We start from the raw sequence: 18,730 nt of genomic DNA, 5'->3' as shown, positions 1-18,730 counted from the left end.
TCAGAGGCGCGGGAGGGGTTCGCCGCTCTGCGGGACACCCAGGAGGTCGGCCACGCCGGAGACCGTCAACTGGCGGCTGACGAACGGGCTCGCGTTCGACACCACCAGGCCGGCGCCGCCCGCCTGCGCGACCCGGTGCGCTCCCACCAGGGAGCCGATGGCACCCGAGTCGATGAACGTGACCAGCCCGAGGTCGACGCGGATCGTGTGCGGGCGCTGGGTGGTGAGTACCGACTCGATGGCCGTGCGGAGTTCGCCGGCGTTCGCGTGGTCGACCTCGCCGCGGACAGACAGGACAACGGCGCCGTCGGGCGCGACGTTGACCGTGACTGACAGGTGCATAACGGACCCCACTATATGAGCACTTCAGGCCGGCCGGGAAACCGGCACGCAACAATGGCAGGATCAGGACCCCGCGAACGCCCCGATCCGCTTCGGCTGGTGGTCCGGGAAGATCGCCGGCGCGTTCGCCACCCCGAACCGGGTCTTGAGCATCTCGGCGAGCACGTCGCGGTAGTCGTTGGCGCCGGCCACGTCGCCGTGGTCGAGGGCGCCCGACGACAGCCCGGGCCAGCGTCCGTGCACCCGGCCGCCGTTGAGGCCGCCGCCGAGCAGCAGCATCCCGCCGCCGTGACCGTGGTCGGTGCCGGCGTTGGCGTTCTGCTGCACACGGCGGCCGAACTCGCTCATGGTCACGATCGTGACGCGCGACAGCGCCTCCGGACCGATGTCGGTGACGAACGCGGCCAGGCACTCCGACAGCTGGGTCAGATTGTTCTTCATGTCGCCGCCGTCGACGTTGCCCAGCCCGGTGTGCATGTCCCAGCCGCCCAGGTCGAGCGCCGCCATCCGCAGCCCGACCTTGGCCTTCACCAGCTTGGCCACGTCGCGCAGGCCGCCGGCCAGCCCACCGCCGGGGTACTTCGCCGCGGGGTTCGACGCCGTGTTCGCCACCTGCCGCGCCGACTTCAACGCCTGCAACGTGGCGCCGGCCTGCGCGGCGGCGGGATGGTCGAGCCCGGTGTACAGGCCGGCGAGCGCTTCCAGGGTCTTGTCGTTGGCGCCTTCGAGGCGGAAGTCCTGGATCCCGCGCAACACGAGCTTGTTCTGCGTCCCCACCAGCGACCGGGGGAGCGACGAACCCTCGGCGATCGCCCGGAACGTCGTCCCCGGAGCGCCCCACTGCGCCAGGACGCGGTCCATCCAGCCGGTGCGCACGGCGGTCGACGCGGCACCGCGCTCGTAGCAGTCCTGTGCCTGGAAGTGACTGCGGCTCGCGTCGGGCGAGGCGACCGCGGCCACGGCCGCCATCTGTCCCGACGCCCACAGCGGGTGCACCGCCGCCAGCGCGGGATTCAGGCCGAACCGGGTCTCCGCGCCACCGTCGAGCAGGGCGGCGGGCTGGATGCCGATGTTCGGCCGGGCCGACAGGTAGTTGCCGTCGCCGCGCGGGACGATCACCGACAGGAAGTCCATGCCGCCGCGCATCATGATGACGATCAACGTGCGGTCGTCGCCCGGTGCCCCGAACGCCACCTTCGTGGTCAACAACTGCGAGCCCAGCGCCGCCACGCCGACCGCACCGGCGCCGGCGACCACCCGCCGCCGCGTGAAGCCGAACCGCCAGCGGTCCTTCTGCGCGGCCAGGTCCGCGGCCACGGCCTCGGACTGGAACCGGATGGCGGCCGCGGAGACCGACGGGCCGTACCGCAGCAGCTCGTCCCGCGAGCGGGGTTCAGGTAAGGACATCGGAGCTCACCGCAGTCCGTGGTAGACGGAGTCGAGAAGTAGCGGCGCGAGCTGCTCCGCGCGTCCCCCGGTTTTCGGGTCCGTGACGCGCGCGCCCTCCGCCAGATCGAGAAACTTGAGCACGACGGCCTTCTGCTCGGCCGACAGCGGCTGGAACACCAGCCGCTGCGACATCGCGTCGATGTATCCGCCGGCCGTCCCGGACGCGTTCGCCGCCATCAGCTGGGCGGCCGGGACATAGGTCAGACCGCGCATCTTGCCCTGCACCATCACCCGGTGGCAGTTCCAGACGCCGAGCATCCCGTGCGCCGACTGCCAAGCGGCGGCGACGTCGGGGTAGCCGTCGGGCGGGCTCCAGGCCAGCGGCGCGTGGCCGAGCCGGTCGGCCGTGTTGTACAGGTTCTCCAGCGCCGGGTCGGTGCCGGCGCCCGGCGAAAGCCCGACCACCCGGGCGGTCGCCACGATGTTCTCCAGCGGACGGCGGGTCTTGAGCCCGGTCGCGATCCAGAACTCCACCGAGCGGAACAGGACACCGAGCACGGCCTTCGTGTCGGTACCGCTTTCCAGGTAGGCGGCAGCGAGCCGCTCCACCAGCGCGGCCGGCGGGTTGTCACAGACGAACCGGACGGCGAGCTTGCGCGCGATGTACTTCGCCGTCGACGGGTGCGTGGCCAGGTAGGCCAGCAACTGGTCGCCGACCGCCAGCCCCTCCGACGCCTTCTTGTTCGGGTGGCTGAAGCCCATCACGGTGACGGCGCCGGTCCAGTGGCGCTTGGAGTCGAACACGAACGCGCCGTTCCGGTCGACGGTGCGTCCGGTCATGACGTATGCGCAGTTGCGCACGTCGGTCTCGGAGTAGCCGCCGTCGATGCCGACCGTGTGCAGTTCCAGCAGCTCACGGCCGTAGTTCTCGTTCACCGAGCGCTTGTCGGACGCGGCGTTGTCGAGGTACCGCAGCATCGCCGGGTGCCGCGCGGAGGCAGACAGCATGTCTGAGAACCTGCCGAGCGCGTGCGCGCGGATCACCGTGCGGTCCCAGTCGGTGCGGTTGTCCCAGCCGCCGTCGAATGGGTTCTGGATGTTGAGGTGGTTGGCCCAGAAGTCGACCATCACCTCCTGCAGTTGCCGGCTGGTCCAGATCTGCCGGCCGATCGTCGCGCGGCCGAGCTGGAAACTCGGGTCGTTGCGCTTGTCGTCGGGCACCGACCGGCGCAGCTGCTCGATGCTCATCGTGAGGTACGGATACAGCTTGTTCACCGCGTCGCCACCGGGATCAGACACGGTGTCCGGTGCGAGCTGCCGGTCGAGCCAGGCGTCGATGCCGAGCTGCTTCACCTCGGACACGCTGTCTGGTGTCGGTCCGAACGTCGCGCGCCGCAGCAGGTGCAGCACCGGGTCGCGGGTGAGCGGCGTCGGGTAGCGCGGGGTCGCGGCGAGCGCCGCCTGCGCCGCGGCGGTCGGTGTGGCGGCGAGGCCGCCGGCGCCGAGGTCGTTGGCGTCGCCGGTGCCGGCCGTGTAGCTGGCGTCGCGGTTGGTGAAGGAGCCGGCCTTCTGCGGCACCTGCTGGGCGCCGGTGGTGTCGTCGGGTCGGCCGCTGGCCTCGTCGGCGAGCAGCACCGCCATCGTCGAGGACGCCGCCGCCAGCCCGACGGCCCCGGCTCCGAACGCGGCCAGGGCGCCGCGGCGGTTGCGCATGAGGCGGTGCAGGCTCGGCCGCCCCGCGGCCAGCCACGCCGGGAGAGTCCCGGCCTGGCGTTCTTTTGAGGAGACGCCATGGGCACCTGCTCCGAGAACGACTTTCGCCTCGGAACCCCCTGCCCGCCGTTTGCCCATGTTTTGTGAACCGCCCTCGCCCCGATGCCCGGTGCGAACGTAGTCCGATGATTCTTAGGCGCTCTATCAGCGGATCCTTAGATCTTGCTTAGCTGGGCAGGCACCGGTGCCCCGCTGCCTCCAGGGCGGGCGGGGTGCGGGGTGGTTAGCGACCGTCGGTAAGGGGGAACATCCCGCGCATGGTTGCTCCCCACGTTGCTGCCGATCCGCCTCCACCTCAGGGGTCGTTGCTGCGTGACCTGTTCACCATCGAGCGGCCGCCGCCGCAACCGTCGGCCGTCCGCCGGTTGCGCATGCTGGTGCTGCTCACGGCGGCGGCGACGGTGCTCGTCGACCTGGTCAACCTGGAGTACGCACCGGAGGGCGGTTTCGGTCTCGCCGTCCGCACGATCTGGGCGATGATGCGCGCCCTCGGCTTCCTGTTCCTGATGCGGACGATCCGCTACGGCCGCGTGATCTCCCGCCCGTTCGGCCTGATCCTGGCCGCGACGACGGTGTTCGCGGTGGGCCGGCTGGTGGTGCCGCGCAACGGCGGGCTGGTGCCGCCGTGGCCGGCGCTGGCCGGGTTCGCGCTGCTGTCGCTGCTGTGCGGTGCGGTCATCTGGCTGCTGTTCCGGTCGCCGGCGATCGCCGCGCACCTCACCCGCAAGTCCCGGTTCCGGGAGGTGCCGGTGTGGGTGCTCACCGCACGGGTGGCCGGGCTGTCGATGGGCGCGCTGCTGCTGGTGCCGTGCCTGGTCGCTATCGGAACGCTGTTCGACGAGCCCCGGATCCCGTACCCGGTTGCCGTGCCGGTGGTGGTCGGCTGGCTGCTGGTGACGCTGGGCCTGGGCTTCGTCGGTCCGTGGATCATGATCTTCGTCATCCTGGGCAAGCGCTGGGCGCGGGTGGTCTTCGCCCTGATCGCGACCGTGGTGCTGCCGGTCGGCCCGCTGCTGTGCTGGGTGCTGCTGGGGATCGACGGCCTGCTCCGGGACGGCGTGCCGATCGTGATCGCGGCCGTCGTCACCCTGTACGGCCTCTGGGCCTCCCGCCATCAACCACGCGGTCTACGGATCTAGGGCACCGCTCGCCAGCGCCGTGGTCACGGCGGCGGTCCGGTCGTTGACGCCGAGCTTGGCGAACGCGCGGAGCAGGTGGGTCTTCACCGTCGCCTCGGTGATGTGCAGGCGCTGGCCGATCTCGACGTTGGACAGGCCGCGGGCCACCAACCGGAGCACCTCCACCTCGCGCGGCGACAGGCCGGGGCCGGCCGGCCGCCGCAGCCGGGTGACCAGGCGGGTCGCGATCTCCGGTGCCAGCACGGTCTCGCCCCGGGCGGCACCGCGCACCGCCGCCAGCAGGTCGGCCAGCGACGCGTCCTTCAGCAGGTAGCCGGCCGCGCCGGCCTCGACCGCGCGCAGGATGTCGCGGTCGGTGTCGTACGTCGTGAGCACGACCACCCGCGTCCCGGGCGCGGCGGCCAGGATCCCGCTGGTCGCCGTCGCTCCGTCCATGCCGGGCATCCGCAGGTCCATGAGGACGACGTGCGGCGCGAGCGCCCGGACGGCGGCCAGCGCCTCGGTGCCCGAGCCGGCCTCGCCGACCACGATCAGGTCGGGCTCGCCGGCGAGCATTCCGCGGACGCCGGCCCGCACCACCGGATGATCGTCGACGAGCAGGACAGTGATGCTCATGCCGGCACCAGCACCGTGAGTTTCGTGCCACCGCCCGGTGCGGGCTCGAGCCGCAGCGTCCCGCCGATGTCGGCGGCCCGGGCCCGCATGCCGGCCAGCCCGAACCCGCCGTTCTCCGGGCTGTCCGCACCGACGCCGTTGTCGGTGACGGTCAGCACCGCCGACCCGGGCGGGTACGCGAGTTCCAGCGTCACCGCGGTCGCGCGGGCGTGCTTGCGGACGTTGGCCAGCCCTTCCTGAGCGGCGCGCAACAGCACCACCTCCGTCGCCATGGGCAGTTGGGTCGATCGGGCCGCTGTGCGCGCGTCCACCGGAATTCCTGTCTCCTCCCGGAAACGTTCTGCCAACCGGGCCAGCACCGCGGCGAGCGAGGCGCCGGAGAGCTGGGCGGGCGACAGGCCGGCGACCAGCGCCCGGGCCTCGGCGAGACTCTCCCGGGCCGAGCGGCCCGCCATCCGCAGGTGGTGCCGGGCCCTGTCGGTGTCGCGGCCGGTGTCGCGATCGAGGTCGGCCTCGGCGGCCTGCACCAGCATCACCACGCTCGACAGGCCCTGCGCGATCGTGTCGTGGATCTCGCCGGAGAGCCGCTGCCGTTCGGCGGCGACGCCCGCGTCGCGGGAGAGCCGGGCCACCTCCGCCCGCGACGCGTTCAACTGCTCGATCAGGTCGGCGCGCTCGGCGCTCTGCCGCGCGATCTGGTGCACCCAGTACGCGAACGCCGTCGAGAACACCGTGATCAGCGCCGCGATCGGCACGAGCACGACGACCGTCTCGAACAGGTCGCCGGTCCGCACGAGGTGGGCGGCCGGCGGGATCAGGTTGAGGCCGGCCACGGCCAGCGTCCCCGGCAGGAAGTCGACGAGGTTGAACACCAACGGAAGGAGCACGAACGAGAGGAACGTGGCCGTCGGCGCGCACAGGGTGGCGATCGCGTAGAGCACCGCCGTGCCGGCGATGAACGTCCACACTTTTGTTGCTCCGTACCGGGCGAGCAGCGGCCGGCCCAGCAGCGCGTACCAGGCGCCGAAGGCGAGAACCGCCGCCGACGACGCCAGCCGCAATTCGAGCGGGCGGGACGTCTCGCTCACCACCACCAGCGCGGCGACCGCCACCGTGACCACGGCGACGTAGACGTCCCACGATCGCGTGACCTGCCACGCGTGCGTCACCGGTCGCGGTGGTTGTGCCACGAGAACGTCCGCAGGGCGAGCAGCATCGCGCCGACCGTCCACGCCGCCAGGATCAGCGCCACCTTCCCGAGCTCCCACGAGTGCACAACCTCCTGACTGAGGATGCTGTCGGGTAGGAACGCCGCGCGGAAGCCCTGCGCCATCCACCGCAGCGGAAACAGCGCGCCGGCCTGCAGAATCGGGGCGGGCAGCGCGCTGATCGGGGTGAAGAACACGCCCGAGCAGAAGGCGAGCACCAGGTACGGCAGGTTGAACACGGCGCCGGCCGAGCGGGCGCTGCGGGCCAGCCCGCTCGCCGCGATGCCGAGCAGGCCGCAGGCGGCCGTACCGAGAACCAGCACCCAGGCGGCCGTGAACCAGCGCTGCGGCGACGACGGCAGGCTCAGGTCGAACAGGACGACGCCCACCGCGAGCACCAGCACGATCTCGATGGCGGTGACCACGAGGGCCATCAGCACCTTGCCGACGAAGTAGGCGCTCGGCGGCACCGGCGCCCCGCGCAGGCGGCGCAGCGTGCCGTCGTCCCGGTCGGCGGCGATGCCGGCGCCGAGGTTGACGAACGTGGTCGACGCGACGCCGCCGGCGAGCATGCCGGGAACGAAGTACTGCGAGGCGGTCACCGGGGAGCCTTCGTAGACGCCGGTGAAGATCGACCCGAGCATCACGAGCAGGATGACGGGCAGCGAGAACGTGAAGATCACGGCGTCCCATTGCCGGAAGAAGATACGAAGCTCGATGTCCGCGCGGGCGAGACCCAGCATGATCATGCGATCAGCTCCAGGTAGACGTCCTCCAGCGACGGGCGGGTCACCGTCAGGCCGGGCACCGGGCCGGCGTAGAAGCGGGTGAGCCGGGCGACGACGGCGGCGGGGTCGGCGGTGCGCTCGTCGCACCGGCGGTCGCCGTCGAGCCAGCGGACGGTCGCGTCGGCGCCGGCGCGGCCGCCGAGCGTGGCGACGTCGCCGCAGGCGACGATCCGACCGTTCGCCAGCACCGCCACCCGGCTCGCCAGCGCCTCCGCCTCCTCGAGGTGGTGGGTGGTGAGCAGGATCGTGGTGCCTTCGGCGGCGAGTTGCCGGACGAGGTCCCAGAACTGCCGCCGCGCCTGCGGGTCGAAGCCGGTTGTGGGCTCGTCCAGGAACAGCAGTTCGGGTCGGCCGACCAGGCCGACCGCGACGTCGAGGCGGCGCCGCTGCCCACCGGAGAGGGTGCGCACCCGCGCCCGCGCCTTGGCGGTGAGGCCGACCAGGTCGATGACCTCGCCGGGCGGGCGGGAGTTCGGGTAGTAGCGGGCGAAATGCCCGACGATCTCGGCGACGGTCAGTTCCCGGCCGTCGTCGACGTCCTGCAGCACCACGCCGATGCGGTACCGCCATTCCCGGCCGGCCGTGTGGGGATCCGCCCCGAGCACGCTGACCTCGCCGGCGTCGCGCCGCCGGTACCCCTCCAGGATCTCCATGGTGGTCGTCTTGCCGGCGCCGTTCGGCCCCAGCACGGCGAACACCTCGCCACGGTGGACTGAGAGGTCGAGACCGTCGACCGCCGTCGCACCCCCGTACCGCTTGCGGAGTCCGCGGACCCGCACGACGTCATCCATGCTGGGATCGTCGCCCGCTCCGGTCCGTTCGCGGGACGACCGACGCGTTGACGGCGGTGTCCACCGGTCGGTGGACACCGCCTCTCGTGTGGGGTCAGTCGTCGGTGGTGGGCGGGGGTTCGATGAGGCAGAACCGGTTGCCGTCGGGGTCGGCGGCCACCAGCCAGTGGAATCCGTCCCGCTTGTGCTCCTCGACCTCGTTCGCACCCAGCTCGATGGCCCGCCGGCGGGCGGCCGGCAGGTCCTTCACCAGGAGATCGAGATGCAGGCGGTTCTTGCCGGCGGTCGGTTCGGCGACCCGCTGGAACGCGACCGCGACGCCGCGGTTGGGTTGGCGGGCCAGGTGGATCTCGATGTCCGACCGGTGTTCGACCGGCACCTCGAGAAGAGCGGACCAGAAGCCGGCCAGCCGCTCGGGATCGGTGGTGTCGACCGTGACCCCGATGAAGACCGGCCACGCTGGCAGCGCGGGGGTAGCGCCCGTCTCATCCGTCATGGCGCCCGACGCTAGCAGTGAATAACCACCCGTTGCGTGCCAGATACGCCTCGTTGGCTGGGATGCCCCGTAATATGACGCGCTGTGCTTTTGGGCACCCGTACGCTCGGCGCTGGGAACGGGGCGTTCGGCGCTCGGAACCGGTGCTTCGGCGCTGGGAAGCGCTTTCCCGGTTTTCGGTCCCGCTTCCTTCGTTTCGCCGGCCGTGCGTCTTTTCCCGGCGCCGGGGTATGACGCCCGGCGTGACACGATTCGTCCTTCGCGCGCCGGTCCTGCGCGCGCCCGTCCTTCGTGTCGCCCGTGCTCTTCGCGGGCGCGACCTGCCCTTGCACGCGGCTGCCGTGACGTTCTACGGCGGCATCGCGGTGGTGCCGGCCGTCGTCCTGGCGATCCGGCTCGCGGCGCTGGTCGCCGGCCCCGAGCGGCTGCTCGACCTCACCGCGTCGCCGGTCGGGGCCGTGCCCGACGAACTCGGCGCCGGTCGGGTCACGGCGTCCCTGATCCGGGCCGGCACCGAGTTGAGCGGGGTCGAGGCGGTCGCGGCCCTGATCCCGGCGACGCTCTACGGCGAAGGGCTGCGGCGGGCGTTCAGTTCGCTGGGCTCCGTCGAGGGACCGGTGCGCGCCTGGCGCGGGCGGCTGCTCGTCCTGCCGTTGCTGGCCGCCGGCCCGGCGCTGCTGCTGGGGTTGCTCCTCGTGTTGCCCGCGGCGGCCGGGTTGCTGCGGCGCGGCGGCTGGGCCTCGTTCGGCGGGATCGTGGTGTCGTTTCTCGTCGTGTGGGTCGTGCTCAGCGCGATGCTGGTGTGGGTCTACCGGGTGGTGGGACCCACCGCTCCCCGCTGGCGGATTGTGACGCTGGTCGCGGTATTCACCGCCGCGAACGTCTCCGGGTTCCTGCACGGCTTCGTGCTGTTCTGGTCCCTCCCGGTCGACCTGGGCCTGCCGTTCGGCGGCTTCGACGTGGTCGGTGCCGTGGTGGCGGTCGCACTGTGGCTGTATCTGTTGCACACGTTGGCATTGATGGGATACATCACGGCGATGGAACTCGATCGTTTTCTGCGGGGGTCCGGTATATCGACCGGTGGCGGTCCGTAGTATGGGACATCCACGGTAGCCGCTTTACTTCGAGCGCGGATGGGTAACCTCGTCTCCGATGACCGCATCGCCGACTCTTGTCGCCGGCCGCTACCGCCTGATGGAAACATTGGGCGTTGGCGGCATGGGGCGAGTCTGGCATGCGTGGGATCAGACGCTCGGTCGCGATGTCGCCATCAAGGAGATCGTCCCGCCGCAGGCCCTTCTGGCCACCGAACGTGACGAACTGCGTCGCCGGACCCTGCGCGAGGCGCGAGCCGCCGCCCGGCTGAACCACCCCAACGTGGTGCGTGTCTACGACGTGTTCGAAACCAACGGCCGCCCGTGGATCGTCATGGAGTTCGTGCAGGCGAGGTCGCTGCACGACGTGCTGGCGTCCGACGGTCCGGTCGACGCGTCCCGTGCCGCGGCGATCGGCCTCGGCGTGCTCGGAGCCCTGCGCGCGGCCCACCGTGCCGGCGTCATGCACCGCGACGTCAAGCCCAGCAACGTCCTCCTCAGCGACGACGGCCGCGTCGTCCTCACCGACTTCGGCATCGCCACCCTCGAGGGCGACCCCGGCGTCACCCGTCCCGGCCTGGTCCTCGGATCCCCGGCCTACATTTCCCCCGAACGCGCCCGAGACGGCACAGCCGGCCCCGAGTCGGACCTCTGGTCGCTGGGCGCCACCCTTTACGCCGCCGTGGAGGGCAAGGCCCCGTTCGAACGCAACTCCGCGATCGCGACCCTCACCGCCCTGGCGTCCGAGGAGGTCGAGCCCCCGCGCAACGCCGGTGCGCTCCGCTGGGTCCTGAACGGTCTGCTCCGCAAGGACCCCGAGGCCCGCATCGACGCCGCCGAGGCCGAACGCCGTCTGCGCCGGGCAGCCACCAGCGGCCCGGCGTCGGTCGCCCGCAAGTTCCGCTGGCCGTGGACGAAGGCGGGGTTCCGCCCACCACGGCAGGCCGGCCCGGACGGCCTTGCCCCCGGCGACCCCGTCCCCGGCGGTCCCGTCGCCGGCCGGCCGGTGTCCGGCGGGCCTGTTGTCGGTCGTCCCGTTTCGGGCGGACCTGGTGCGGGCCGTTCGGGCGGTCCTGTCGCGGGTCGTTCGGGCGCTCCTGTCTCGGGTCGGCCCGTGGCCGGTGGGCCCGTGGCCGGTGGGCGGCCCGGTTCCGGTCAGCCGCCCGTTGCCGGTGGTCCTGTTCCTGGTGCCGGTGGTCCTGTGCCCGGCGGTCCTGTGCCCGGCGGTCCTGTGCCCGGCGGCTCTGGTGTTGCCGGTTCTGGTGCCGCTGGCCGGTCCGGTGGTGGATCGGGTCCGATTGCCCGGGGCCGAGCGTCCGCGGGCTCGACCACCGGCGGTTCCGTCCCCGGAGGCCCCGCAACCGGGAGCGCATCCGTCGGCCGTCCCGACCCCGAACGCTCCGAGGGCGCCCGTTCCAACGGCGCCCGTTCAGGTACCGCGCGTCCAGGCCGGAACAAGGCCGATACCACCCGGGCCGACACCACCCGGGTCGACAGCACCCGTTCCGACGGCGCCCGTTCCGGCCACCGCTCCGACGGTGCCCGCTCGGGTACGCGTCCACGCGGTTCGGCCCCGGTCCCACCACCCGCCGACGCGACCGCGCCGATCGCACCGGCCCGCGGTCGCCGAACCCCGTCAGAAGCCCCGACTCCGGCGGCGCCCCCGCCGGATTCGGCCGCCGCCTCGGCGGCTCCGCCCCCGTCGGTCTCCGCGCCCGCGGCCGCAGCCGCCTCGGCGGCTCCGCCCGCGTCGGTCTCCGCGCCCGCGGCCCGGGCCGGGTCCGTCACGGCGCCCCCGGCCGAGTCTCCGACCACGGTGGTGTCGCCGGCCGCCGACGAAACCTCGGTCGTGCCCGGCCCACGGACCGCTCCGCCGGCCTGGCCGGTGCCCCGGTTCGAGCCGATCCTGGGACGGCCGGTCGGCCCATCGGACCCGGAATCGACCGCTCCGGCGATTCCCGCCCAGCGCCCCGCGTCCCACGACACCGAGCACACCGAGACCGACGAACCGGACACCGAGCCGTCGGCCGTGGCGGTTGTCGAGTCTTCGACCCGGGAGCAGGCCCGCCCGGCCGAGGACCGCGCAGCCGAGGATTCCGGAACCAAGGATCCCGGAACCAAGGACGCGAAGTCCGAGCCGGCTGAGCCCCAGCCCAGCAAGTCAGCGGCGACAGCGAAATCCGCGAAGGCGACCGCAGCCGCGGCAGCAGCCGAGGCCACAACCGAGGCCACAACCGAGGCCGAGGCCACCGCCGCCAAGTCCTCCGCGACCGAGTCGTCCGCGGCCGAGATGTCCGCAGAGACATCCGCCGAGACGTCCACGGAAACGTCCACGGAAAGTTCCGCGAAGGACGCTTCCGCAGAAGAGGTGTCCGCAGCAGAGAGCCCCGCAGCAGCGAGCCCCGCAGCAGCGAGCCCCGCAGCAGAAAGCCCCGCGGCAGAGAGCCTCGCCGCGAAAGACAGGCCCACCGGCGACCCGGCCCCTGAGGACCCGACCGACACCTCGGCCAAGGCAACGACCACCGACACAGCCGACGAAGACACCGAAGCGGATTCCGCACAGACCGGAACCTCGGATCCGGAATCCGAGGAACCCCCCGGCATCACATCCCGGGGCATCGCCTCCTACGGCGCCGCGGCCGATGGGGTTCGTTCCGAGGAGTTCCGGGTCCAGGATTCCTCGACCGGGGATCCGTGGTCCGAGGATGACGCGACCCTCGTCGCGCCGATGCCGATCCTTGGCGACGGCGGCAGCGCCCGGCCGGTGCGGGGGCTCGCCAGGGTGGTGCGGCCGGAGGCGGGTGCCGACCTCGATCAGCGGCGCAAGCGCTTCATCGTCATCGCCGTTGCGGTGGTCATCGTGGTTGCCGCGGTGGTGTTCATGGTGACGCGGGGGGCCGAGGACGACGGCGGCGCGCCGCAGAGCCAGGGCGGCAGCCCGGCCGCGACCGGGCCCGCCTCGACAGCCGCCACCCCGACCGCCGCGGCGACGAGCGAGCCCGCGGCGCCGCCGCCCAGCGCCGTCACCTCGAATTCGCCCGCGGACGGGCGGCCGCAACTGCCGGCGGGGTGGCGCGAACACGTCGACCGCACCGGATTCTCCGTGTATGTGCCGGCGCACTGGAAGGAATCGCGCGAGGGCACGATGGTCTATTTCCGGGGCGACGGCCGCACGCTCGGAATCGACCAGACCGATCAGCCCAAGTCTGACCCGGTTGCCGACTGGAAGGCCCAGCGGAACCAGCGGCTGGCCGCCGGCGACTTTCCGAACTACAACGAAATTCGCATCGCGGAGGTTCCTTACTTCAAGAAGGCCGCCGACTGGGAGTTCACGTACAACAACGGCAGCACGCACGTGAGCAACCGGGGCGTGATCGTGGGGCCGAGCAGGGCTTACGGCTTCTGGTGGCAGACGTCGGGCAACGACTGGGCCGCCGCCGCACCCATTCTGCAACTCATCTACGACAGTTTCCGGCCCGACCCGTCGAAGGTCGGCTGAGCGTCGGCGAGTTGGGCGCGGACCGCCGCAGTGTCGGCCGGGCTGGTCTTCGCCGCCTTCAGGTACATGATTCCGGTGGGCACGAAAAATATCTGGAACAGCGCCAGCCCGGTGGCGTAATTTAGCGGCGGCGGCAAGCTGCGCGCCAGTCCCGAAAATACCGCGCCGACGAGAGCGTTGCCGGCCGCACGGCCGACGCTGTTGACGAGATTGCCCAGGCTGTACACGGTGCCGCGGTGCTCGGGTGGGTTGACGTCCGCGATCAACGCGAACCAGTTGGGTGAGTTCGCGCTGATCAGCGCGAGTCCGGCCAGCGCGGCCACGAGGCTGAGCGCCACGGTGGGCTCGGTGATCACGCTGCGCAGCACCGCTTTCGCAACTGCGCCCGAGCCGGCGTCGGGCGCCAGGTCAATGTGCATGGGGACGAAGAAAAGCACCACGAAGAACGGAATGCCGCCCAGGATCCCGACCGCCGCCACCAGCGCCCGGCCGCCGGGAACGCGCTGCTGCAGGCGGTCGCCCACCAGTCCACCGATGATCGAAAGGACCCCGCCGAGCTGGAACAACGTCGCGAACGTCGCACCGACGGCCACCGCGGTGGGCGTCTCAAAGCCCTGCTCTTCGGCCCTGGCCTGGAACAACCGCGGCAGCCACACCAGCGATCCGAACGTCACCTGTGCGGTGAGCCCTTGCATGATCAACCACATGTTGGTGCGCCGCGCGAGGATCTTCGGCAGGTCGCCCGACGAGATCCGGCCCTCGTACTCACCACCCTGCTCGTACAGGGCAGCCAGTTCGGGCTCGTTCTCGCCACGTCGAATGTCATATGTGACGAGGTAAGCGAGCGCCGCCACGACCCCGGCTACCGCCACCACCCGGAAGGGGCGCTGCCAGTCACCCGCACCGAGAAGGCCGCCCACCAGCGTGCCCGCGAGCGTCCCGACGCCCTGCGACAGTCCGAAGAAGCTCATCACCAGGCCGCGCCGGCGCGGTGAGATCAGGTCGCTGACCACGGAGAAGCCCACGGATCCGACGGCGCCGAGCCCGACCGCGCCGACGACCTGCGCGACCAGGAACATGCCGAACGTGGTCGAGTAGCCGCTGCCGAACGTGCCGGCGGCCCAGACCAGCGTGCCCACCACCAGCAACGGCCGGCGCCGGAACCGGTCGCCGGCGTAGGCCCAGGCGACGGCGGCCACCGCGGTGACGAGGTAGGTGACGCCCGTCACCACGGCGATCGCACCCTCGGGCACGGCGAGGGCCTCGCCGATCGGGTCGTACAACGGCGGTACCAGGCCGATCGCGACGTTGTCGAGCGAGGCGAGCACCACGAACACCACGATGGTGTAGGCCCGCCGCGCGGGACCGGCCGTGCCGGGCCGCTTCACCGGGGTGACGCTCGTCATGCGCACACATTAATCAGCGGCACAGTGTCACACCCCTCGGGCAGGATGGTCGACGCACGTGGTTCTGTAGGAGGTGAAGATGCGTCTCGGTCCTTACCGGCAGGTGCTCGGCATGCCAGGTATGCGTTCGCTCATGCTGTTGGCGATCGTGGCCCGGGTGCCGGTCGTCGCTGCTCCTATCACGCTCACGCTGCACGTCGTCCTCGATCTCGACCGGGGCTACGCCGCCGCCGGCCTGCTCGCGTCGGTGCTCACGCTCGCTTCCACGGTCGGCGCCCCGCTGCTCGGGCGGCTGATCGACCGCCGGTCGTTACGCACGACGCTGCTCGTCACCACGATCGCCGAGCTGATCTTCTGGTCGATCGCGCCGGTGCTGCCCTACCCGGTGCTGCTGGTGGCGGGTGCCGTGCTCGGCCTGCTCACGATGCCGGTGTTCTCGGTGGTCCGGCAGTCGATCGCGGCGCTGGTGCCGGTCGCGTCCCGCCGTCCCGCGTACGCGATCGACTCGATGGCGGTCGAGCTGTCGTTCATGGTCGGTCCGGCGCTTGCGGTGCTGCTGGTCACCCAGCTGTCCGCCACGATCACGATGTACCTGGTGGGCGGCGCGATCGTGCTGGCCGGCATCGGCCTGTACATCCAGAACCCACCCGTACGCACCGCCGACGAGGAAGAGGAGGCGAGCGCCGGCGTCAAGGTGTCCCGTCGCGAGTGGCTCAAGCCCGGCTTCCTCGCCCTGCTGGTGCTCACCGCCGCCACCACCGCCGTGCTGGCGGCCACCGACATCGCGCTCGTGGCCGAACTGCGCGCGAGCGGCGACACGTCGTGGATCGGCCTGCTCATGGCCGTGTGGGCGCTCTACTCGATCATCGGCGGGTTCGTCTACGGATCGCTGAAGAGGGCCGTGCCCACGGTGGTGCTTGTCGCCCTGATCGGCCTGTTCACGATGCCCATCAGCCTGGTCGACGGCGTACTCCTGCTGGCACTGGCGCTGATCCCGGCCGGCGCCCTGTGCGCCCCGTCCCTCGCCGCCTCGGCCGACGCCGTGAGCCGCCTGGTCCCCTCCGGCGCCCGCGGCGAAGCGATGGGCCTGTACAACTCCGCCCTGACCCTGGGCCTGGCCATCGGCGCCCCACTGGCCGGCGCGGTCGTCGACGCCGCCGGCCCCGAGTGGGGTTTCGTCGCCGTCGGCGCGGTGACGCTGACCCTCGCGCTGGCGATGTTCCCGTTCGTCCGCAAGCTGTCCGGCCCCACCACTCCGAATACGGCCGCTGACCCGGTAGCCGCGTCGGCGCCACGGGCCGAGGAGCCGGCGAAGACGTCGGACGAGGCCCGCCTGATCGCGTTGTAGCGGCGAGCGCCCGCGTCCCGCGCCGCCGTTCGGCCGGTCGGGGGACGTAGGGCCGTGCTGGGCTGGCCGGGGGACGTCGGGTCGCGGCTCGGTCGGCCTGGCGTCGCGCCGTGCTGGGCTGGCCGGGGTCGGCTGGCGAGGGCGGCGGCCTTCTGGGAACTGATCAGTGCGAGTCCCAGCCGCTGTGAGCGGGCCGGCGGCAGATGTCACGGTCCATCGGTACCAGCCGCCTCGGACCGCCATGATCGCGATTTGAGGAACAAACCTGCAGCGTGACTTCGGTTTTCTTCCGCGGACAGCGATCTTGGCGGTCCGGCCGACCTGTCTCCAGGGCGGCTGGGCGCGGCCCCGGCCAAGGGTGCGAACGTAACTGTTCGGGTGGTGGTTGTCGTGCCTGTCCCCACGAGTCGATCTTGCAGTTGTGGTGGGCCGCAAACAGTGGCAAATACGGGCGGACAAGGCACCACAACTGCAAGATCGACGCCGAAGAACAGCCCCTCGGTTCTCGATCTTGCAGTTGTGTCCGCCCTTTCGCCGGAATTCGCCCCCTTTTTGCGGCGAGCACAACTGCAAGATCGGCCACGGTGGGTCCATTGTGGACCCACCACCTGAATGGTCACGTGCGAACTGGAACCCGGGGATTCCAAAGAGAAGCGGCCCGCGCGCCGGAGCGCGAGGGCCGCCTTGAAGCGGAACAAGAACCTACGCCGGGGTCAGGCCGGAGCGGAGGACCTGCAACGAGTGGGCCAGTAGCCGGGAGACGTGCATCTGGGAGATGCCGATCTCGGTGGCGATCTGGGACTGGGTCATGTTGCCGAAGAAGCGCATCGCGATGATCTTCTGCTCGCGTTCGGGGAGGCGGGCGAGCAGGGGGCGTAGGGCGGCGCGGTTCTCGACGCTCTCCATCTCGGGGTCGGTGCCGCCGAGGAGGTCCATGAGCTCGCCGCCGCTGTCGTCGCCGGAGACGGGGGCGTGCAGGGACAGGGCGCGGTAGGCCTGCGAGCAGTCCAGCGCCTCGATGACCTCTTCGTCGCTGACCTCGAGTTGCGCGGCCAGGTCGGCGACGGTGGGGGAGCGGCCCAGTTTCTGCGCCAGGTCACCGGAGATCTTGCTGATCTCCAGGCGGAGCTCCTGGAGACGGCGGGGGACCCGCACGTCCCAGCCCTTGTCGCGGAAGTGGCGCTTCAGCTCGCCGACGATCATCGGGATGGCGTAGCTGGTGAACGCGGCGCCGCGGTTCGGGTCGAAGCCGTCGATCGACTTCAGGAGCGCGAGGCTGGCGACCTGCACCAGGTCGTCCATGAGCTCGCCGCGGTGCCGGAACCTGCGGGCCAGGTGCTCGGCGAGGGGGAGGTACATCTTGACCAGGCGCTCGCGGGCGCGGGCGCGGTCGGGGCTGCCGGCGGGGAGGTCGGCGAGCAGGGTAAGGAGAGCGAGGGCATCCGCGTCGTTCTGCGCCCGGGTGGACGTGGCTGTGCGTACGTCCGAGGTCGCAGGAGACGTCTTCTGCTGCCCGACCATTGTGGTCATCGATCCAGGCCCTTCCTAGACACTCGTACCGATCGACTTCACCGTTCGGTTACCCGAACATCGTCCGTTCGGACGATGGTGGTGACCATGAAGATACGCCTAGAGGGTCCCACTGGCAACATCTGCCCCACCCGGAACGGGTGAAGACGATCACGCGATGCGCTTCACGAACCGCACGAGTGTGCCGCTCGGGGTGTTGGGGCGCAGGTCGAAGCCGTCGGAGAGGGCCTCGATGATGTGGAGGCCGCGGCCGCGCTCGGCGAGGAGCGGCAGTTCGGGCTGGTCGGCGCGAGGATCGAAGCCACTGCCCGCGTCGATCACCTCGATGCGGCACTCGGCGTCGTCGAGGTCGACGGTGACCTTGTAATCGTCGGCCGGCTGCGCGTGCGCGACCGCGTTGGCGCAGGCCTCGGCCAGTGCGAGCAGGATGTCGGACCGGCACTCCTCGGTCACCCCGGCAGTGGTGAGCGTGGTGGCGAGGATCCGGCGGGCCATCGGGACGCTGGCGTTGTCCCGGGGGAGCGAGAGTGACAGGCGCACGTTCACCGGCTCCTTCCCCGCTTCATCGCGACCCCCCCCGCCGGAAACTTCGACAGTTCGCGGGTACCCACGAGGGCCGCCCGGAAACTAGATCGCGGTCGTGGGCAAGGTCGTACAACGCTTTAGGACGCGACGGGGACCGCGGCCAGCTGACGCAGCGTCACCTCAGCGCGTCCCGTCGTCACCTCGACGATGTGCCGACCACCCACCGAACGCAGGCTCACCGGCGCGTCGAGCACCCGGGCCGCCCGCACCAGGATCAGCCCGAGGTCGGGATCGGACACGCGCACGGCCAGCGGACCGCCGCGACGACGGGTGCCGCCGCACAGCACCGCCGCCCGCCAGGCGGCCTCGGCCAGCTCGACCCGGTGCTGCCGCTGCCGCGTCGACTGGTACCCGGTGCTGCCGCACAGCCGCTCGTAGGCGGCGGCCCACGCCCGGCTGAGGGGCCAGTCGGACAACCCGGTGGACATGACCCGGTGCACCTCGTACCGGTGCCACCCGCCGGCGGCGTACTCGTCGCGGTGCGCGTCGAGGGAGAGGCCGGTGAGCAGGGCGGTCAGCCGGGTGGCGGCGCCCTGCCGGCTGAACTCCATGACGGTGCGCCCGTGCCGCCCCGAACCGGTACGGGCACACCGCAAGAGCATTCCGATCTCGAAACCGGCCGTAACGGCGGTGCTGTGAAGGACCGTGTCGACCAGCATCCGTTCCACCACTCTCCTGACTCGCGTGGTACATACGGTGCCGGTTGACACGGCGTCGGAACGCGAAG

General features: G+C 71.4%; 16 protein-coding genes and 1 pseudogene. 5 read left to right on the top strand and 12 right to left on the bottom strand.

Annotated features, from left to right (window positions below; all coding sequences use genetic code 11):
- From Vau01_RS40535 to Vau01_RS40525, 3 genes are all read right to left on the bottom strand, one after another.
- Positions 1-342 (bottom strand): STAS domain-containing protein, encoded by a 342-nt coding sequence (locus Vau01_RS40535; RefSeq protein ID WP_204005107.1) that lies wholly within the window; start codon positions 340-342, stop codon positions 1-3.
- A 63-nt stretch (positions 343-405) separates the two neighbouring features.
- Positions 406-1,749: a DUF1501 domain-containing protein gene (locus Vau01_RS40530; RefSeq protein WP_204005105.1), complete on the bottom strand. Its 1,344-nt coding sequence runs from the start codon at positions 1,747-1,749 to the stop codon at positions 406-408.
- Between the two features lie 6 nt (positions 1,750-1,755).
- Complete coding sequence (locus Vau01_RS40525) at positions 1,756-3,444, bottom strand: DUF1800 domain-containing protein (protein WP_204005103.1); 1,689 nt, start codon at positions 3,442-3,444, stop codon at positions 1,756-1,758.
- A 317-nt stretch (positions 3,445-3,761) separates the two neighbouring features.
- Here Vau01_RS40525 and Vau01_RS40520 point away from each other — a divergent pair, with 317 nt between their 5' ends.
- Complete coding sequence (locus Vau01_RS40520; RefSeq protein ID WP_239152247.1) at positions 3,762-4,643, top strand: hypothetical protein; 882 nt, start codon at positions 3,762-3,764, stop codon at positions 4,641-4,643.
- Here Vau01_RS40520 and Vau01_RS40515 read toward each other — a convergent pair.
- The 5 genes from Vau01_RS40515 to Vau01_RS40495 all read right to left on the bottom strand — a co-directional run bounded on the left by Vau01_RS40515 (position 4,632) and on the right by Vau01_RS40495 (position 8,541).
- Positions 4,632-5,258, bottom strand: coding sequence for a response regulator (locus Vau01_RS40515; protein ID WP_204005101.1), 627 nt, complete (start codon positions 5,256-5,258; stop codon positions 4,632-4,634). The genes Vau01_RS40520 and Vau01_RS40515 overlap by 12 nt on opposite strands.
- Positions 5,255-6,448, bottom strand: a complete 1,194-nt coding sequence (locus Vau01_RS40510) for a sensor histidine kinase (protein WP_204005099.1) — start codon at positions 6,446-6,448, stop codon at positions 5,255-5,257. The genes Vau01_RS40515 and Vau01_RS40510 overlap by 4 nt, the downstream gene beginning before the upstream one ends.
- Entirely contained in the window at positions 6,424-7,215 is a 792-nt protein-coding gene (locus Vau01_RS40505) for an ABC transporter permease (protein WP_204005097.1), read from the bottom strand. Before Vau01_RS40505 ends, Vau01_RS40510 begins: the two co-directional genes overlap by 25 nt.
- Complete coding sequence (locus Vau01_RS40500; RefSeq protein ID WP_204005095.1) at positions 7,212-8,045, bottom strand: ABC transporter ATP-binding protein; 834 nt, start codon at positions 8,043-8,045, stop codon at positions 7,212-7,214. Before Vau01_RS40500 ends, Vau01_RS40505 begins: the two co-directional genes overlap by 4 nt.
- Positions 8,046-8,139: 94 nt before the next feature.
- Positions 8,140-8,541, bottom strand: coding sequence for a VOC family protein (locus tag Vau01_RS40495; RefSeq protein ID WP_204005093.1), 402 nt, complete (start codon positions 8,539-8,541; stop codon positions 8,140-8,142).
- 242 nt (positions 8,542-8,783) lie between these two features.
- On the opposite strand from Vau01_RS40495, the gene Vau01_RS40490 reads away from it, so the two are divergent.
- The 3 genes and pseudogenes from Vau01_RS40490 (at position 8,784) to Vau01_RS40480 (ending at position 13,134) form a co-directional block, all read left to right on the top strand.
- A complete protein-coding gene (locus Vau01_RS40490; RefSeq protein ID WP_239152246.1) occupies positions 8,784-9,635 on the top strand; it encodes a YhjD/YihY/BrkB family envelope integrity protein in 852 nt (283 codons plus the stop codon).
- 58 nt (positions 9,636-9,693) lie between these two features.
- A pseudogene (locus tag Vau01_RS40485) lies at positions 9,694-10,419 on the top strand (serine/threonine-protein kinase); the annotation flags it as partial.
- Positions 10,420-11,451: 1,032 nt separating this feature from the next.
- Positions 11,452-13,134: a serine/threonine kinase C-terminal domain-containing protein gene (locus Vau01_RS40480; RefSeq protein ID WP_204005162.1), complete on the top strand. Its 1,683-nt coding sequence runs from the start codon at positions 11,452-11,454 to the stop codon at positions 13,132-13,134.
- Here the strand turns inward: Vau01_RS40480 and Vau01_RS40475 are convergent.
- Positions 13,095-14,540: an MFS transporter gene (locus Vau01_RS40475; RefSeq protein ID WP_204005090.1), complete on the bottom strand. Its 1,446-nt coding sequence runs from the start codon at positions 14,538-14,540 to the stop codon at positions 13,095-13,097. The genes Vau01_RS40480 and Vau01_RS40475 overlap by 40 nt on opposite strands.
- Positions 14,541-14,619: 79 nt before the next feature.
- Between Vau01_RS40475 and Vau01_RS40470 the strand changes: the two genes are divergently transcribed.
- Complete coding sequence (locus tag Vau01_RS40470) at positions 14,620-15,888, top strand: MFS transporter (RefSeq protein WP_204005089.1); 1,269 nt, start codon at positions 14,620-14,622, stop codon at positions 15,886-15,888.
- A gap of 702 nt (positions 15,889-16,590) precedes the next feature.
- Here the strand turns inward: Vau01_RS40470 and Vau01_RS40465 are convergent.
- The 3 genes from Vau01_RS40465 to Vau01_RS40455 all read right to left on the bottom strand — a co-directional run bounded on the left by Vau01_RS40465 (position 16,591) and on the right by Vau01_RS40455 (position 18,662).
- On the bottom strand, positions 16,591-17,409 hold the full coding sequence (locus Vau01_RS40465; RefSeq protein ID WP_204005152.1) for an RNA polymerase sigma factor SigF: 819 nt from the start codon (positions 17,407-17,409) through the stop codon (positions 16,591-16,593).
- 159 nt (positions 17,410-17,568) lie between these two features.
- Entirely contained in the window at positions 17,569-17,958 is a 390-nt protein-coding gene (locus Vau01_RS40460) for an ATP-binding protein (RefSeq protein ID WP_204005088.1), read from the bottom strand.
- 122 nt (positions 17,959-18,080) lie between these two features.
- On the bottom strand, positions 18,081-18,662 hold the full coding sequence (locus Vau01_RS40455) for an SRPBCC family protein (RefSeq protein ID WP_204005087.1): 582 nt from the start codon (positions 18,660-18,662) through the stop codon (positions 18,081-18,083).
- Positions 18,663-18,730: the final 68 nt, after the last annotated feature.

It is taken from the genome of Virgisporangium aurantiacum, from assembly GCF_016863635.1.
GTDB lineage: Bacteria > Actinomycetota > Actinomycetes > Mycobacteriales > Micromonosporaceae > Virgisporangium > Virgisporangium aurantiacum.
The sequence above is the reverse complement of the archived record's forward strand: the minus strand, read 5'-3'. Positions and strand labels throughout refer to the sequence as shown.

Bases quoted from the DNA above. Each gene is read 5' to 3' on its own strand.
- Vau01_RS40535 (WP_204005107.1), bottom strand. From the start codon at position 342: ATGCACCTGTCAGTCACGGTCAACGTCGCGCCCGACGGCGCCGTTGTC.
- Vau01_RS40530 (WP_204005105.1), bottom strand. From the start codon at position 1,749: ATGTCCTTACCTGAACCCCGCTCGCGGGACGAGCTGCTGCGGTACGGC.
- Vau01_RS40525 (WP_204005103.1), bottom strand. From the start codon at position 3,444: ATGCGCAACCGCCGCGGCGCCCTGGCCGCGTTCGGAGCCGGGGCCGTC.
- Vau01_RS40520 (WP_239152247.1), top strand. From the start codon at position 3,762: ATGGTTGCTCCCCACGTTGCTGCCGATCCGCCTCCACCTCAGGGGTCG.
- Vau01_RS40515 (WP_204005101.1), bottom strand. From the start codon at position 5,258: ATGAGCATCACTGTCCTGCTCGTCGACGATCATCCGGTGGTGCGGGCC.
- Vau01_RS40505 (WP_204005097.1), bottom strand. From the start codon at position 7,215: ATGATCATGCTGGGTCTCGCCCGCGCGGACATCGAGCTTCGTATCTTC.
- Vau01_RS40500 (WP_204005095.1), bottom strand. From the start codon at position 8,045: ATGGATGACGTCGTGCGGGTCCGCGGACTCCGCAAGCGGTACGGGGGT.
- Vau01_RS40495 (WP_204005093.1), bottom strand. From the start codon at position 8,541: ATGACGGATGAGACGGGCGCTACCCCCGCGCTGCCAGCGTGGCCGGTC.
- Vau01_RS40475 (WP_204005090.1), bottom strand. From the start codon at position 14,540: ATGACGAGCGTCACCCCGGTGAAGCGGCCCGGCACGGCCGGTCCCGCG.
- Vau01_RS40470 (WP_204005089.1), top strand. From the start codon at position 14,620: ATGCGTCTCGGTCCTTACCGGCAGGTGCTCGGCATGCCAGGTATGCGT.
- Vau01_RS40465 (WP_204005152.1), bottom strand. From the start codon at position 17,409: ATGGTCGGGCAGCAGAAGACGTCTCCTGCGACCTCGGACGTACGCACA.
- Vau01_RS40455 (WP_204005087.1), bottom strand. From the start codon at position 18,662: ATGCTGGTCGACACGGTCCTTCACAGCACCGCCGTTACGGCCGGTTTC.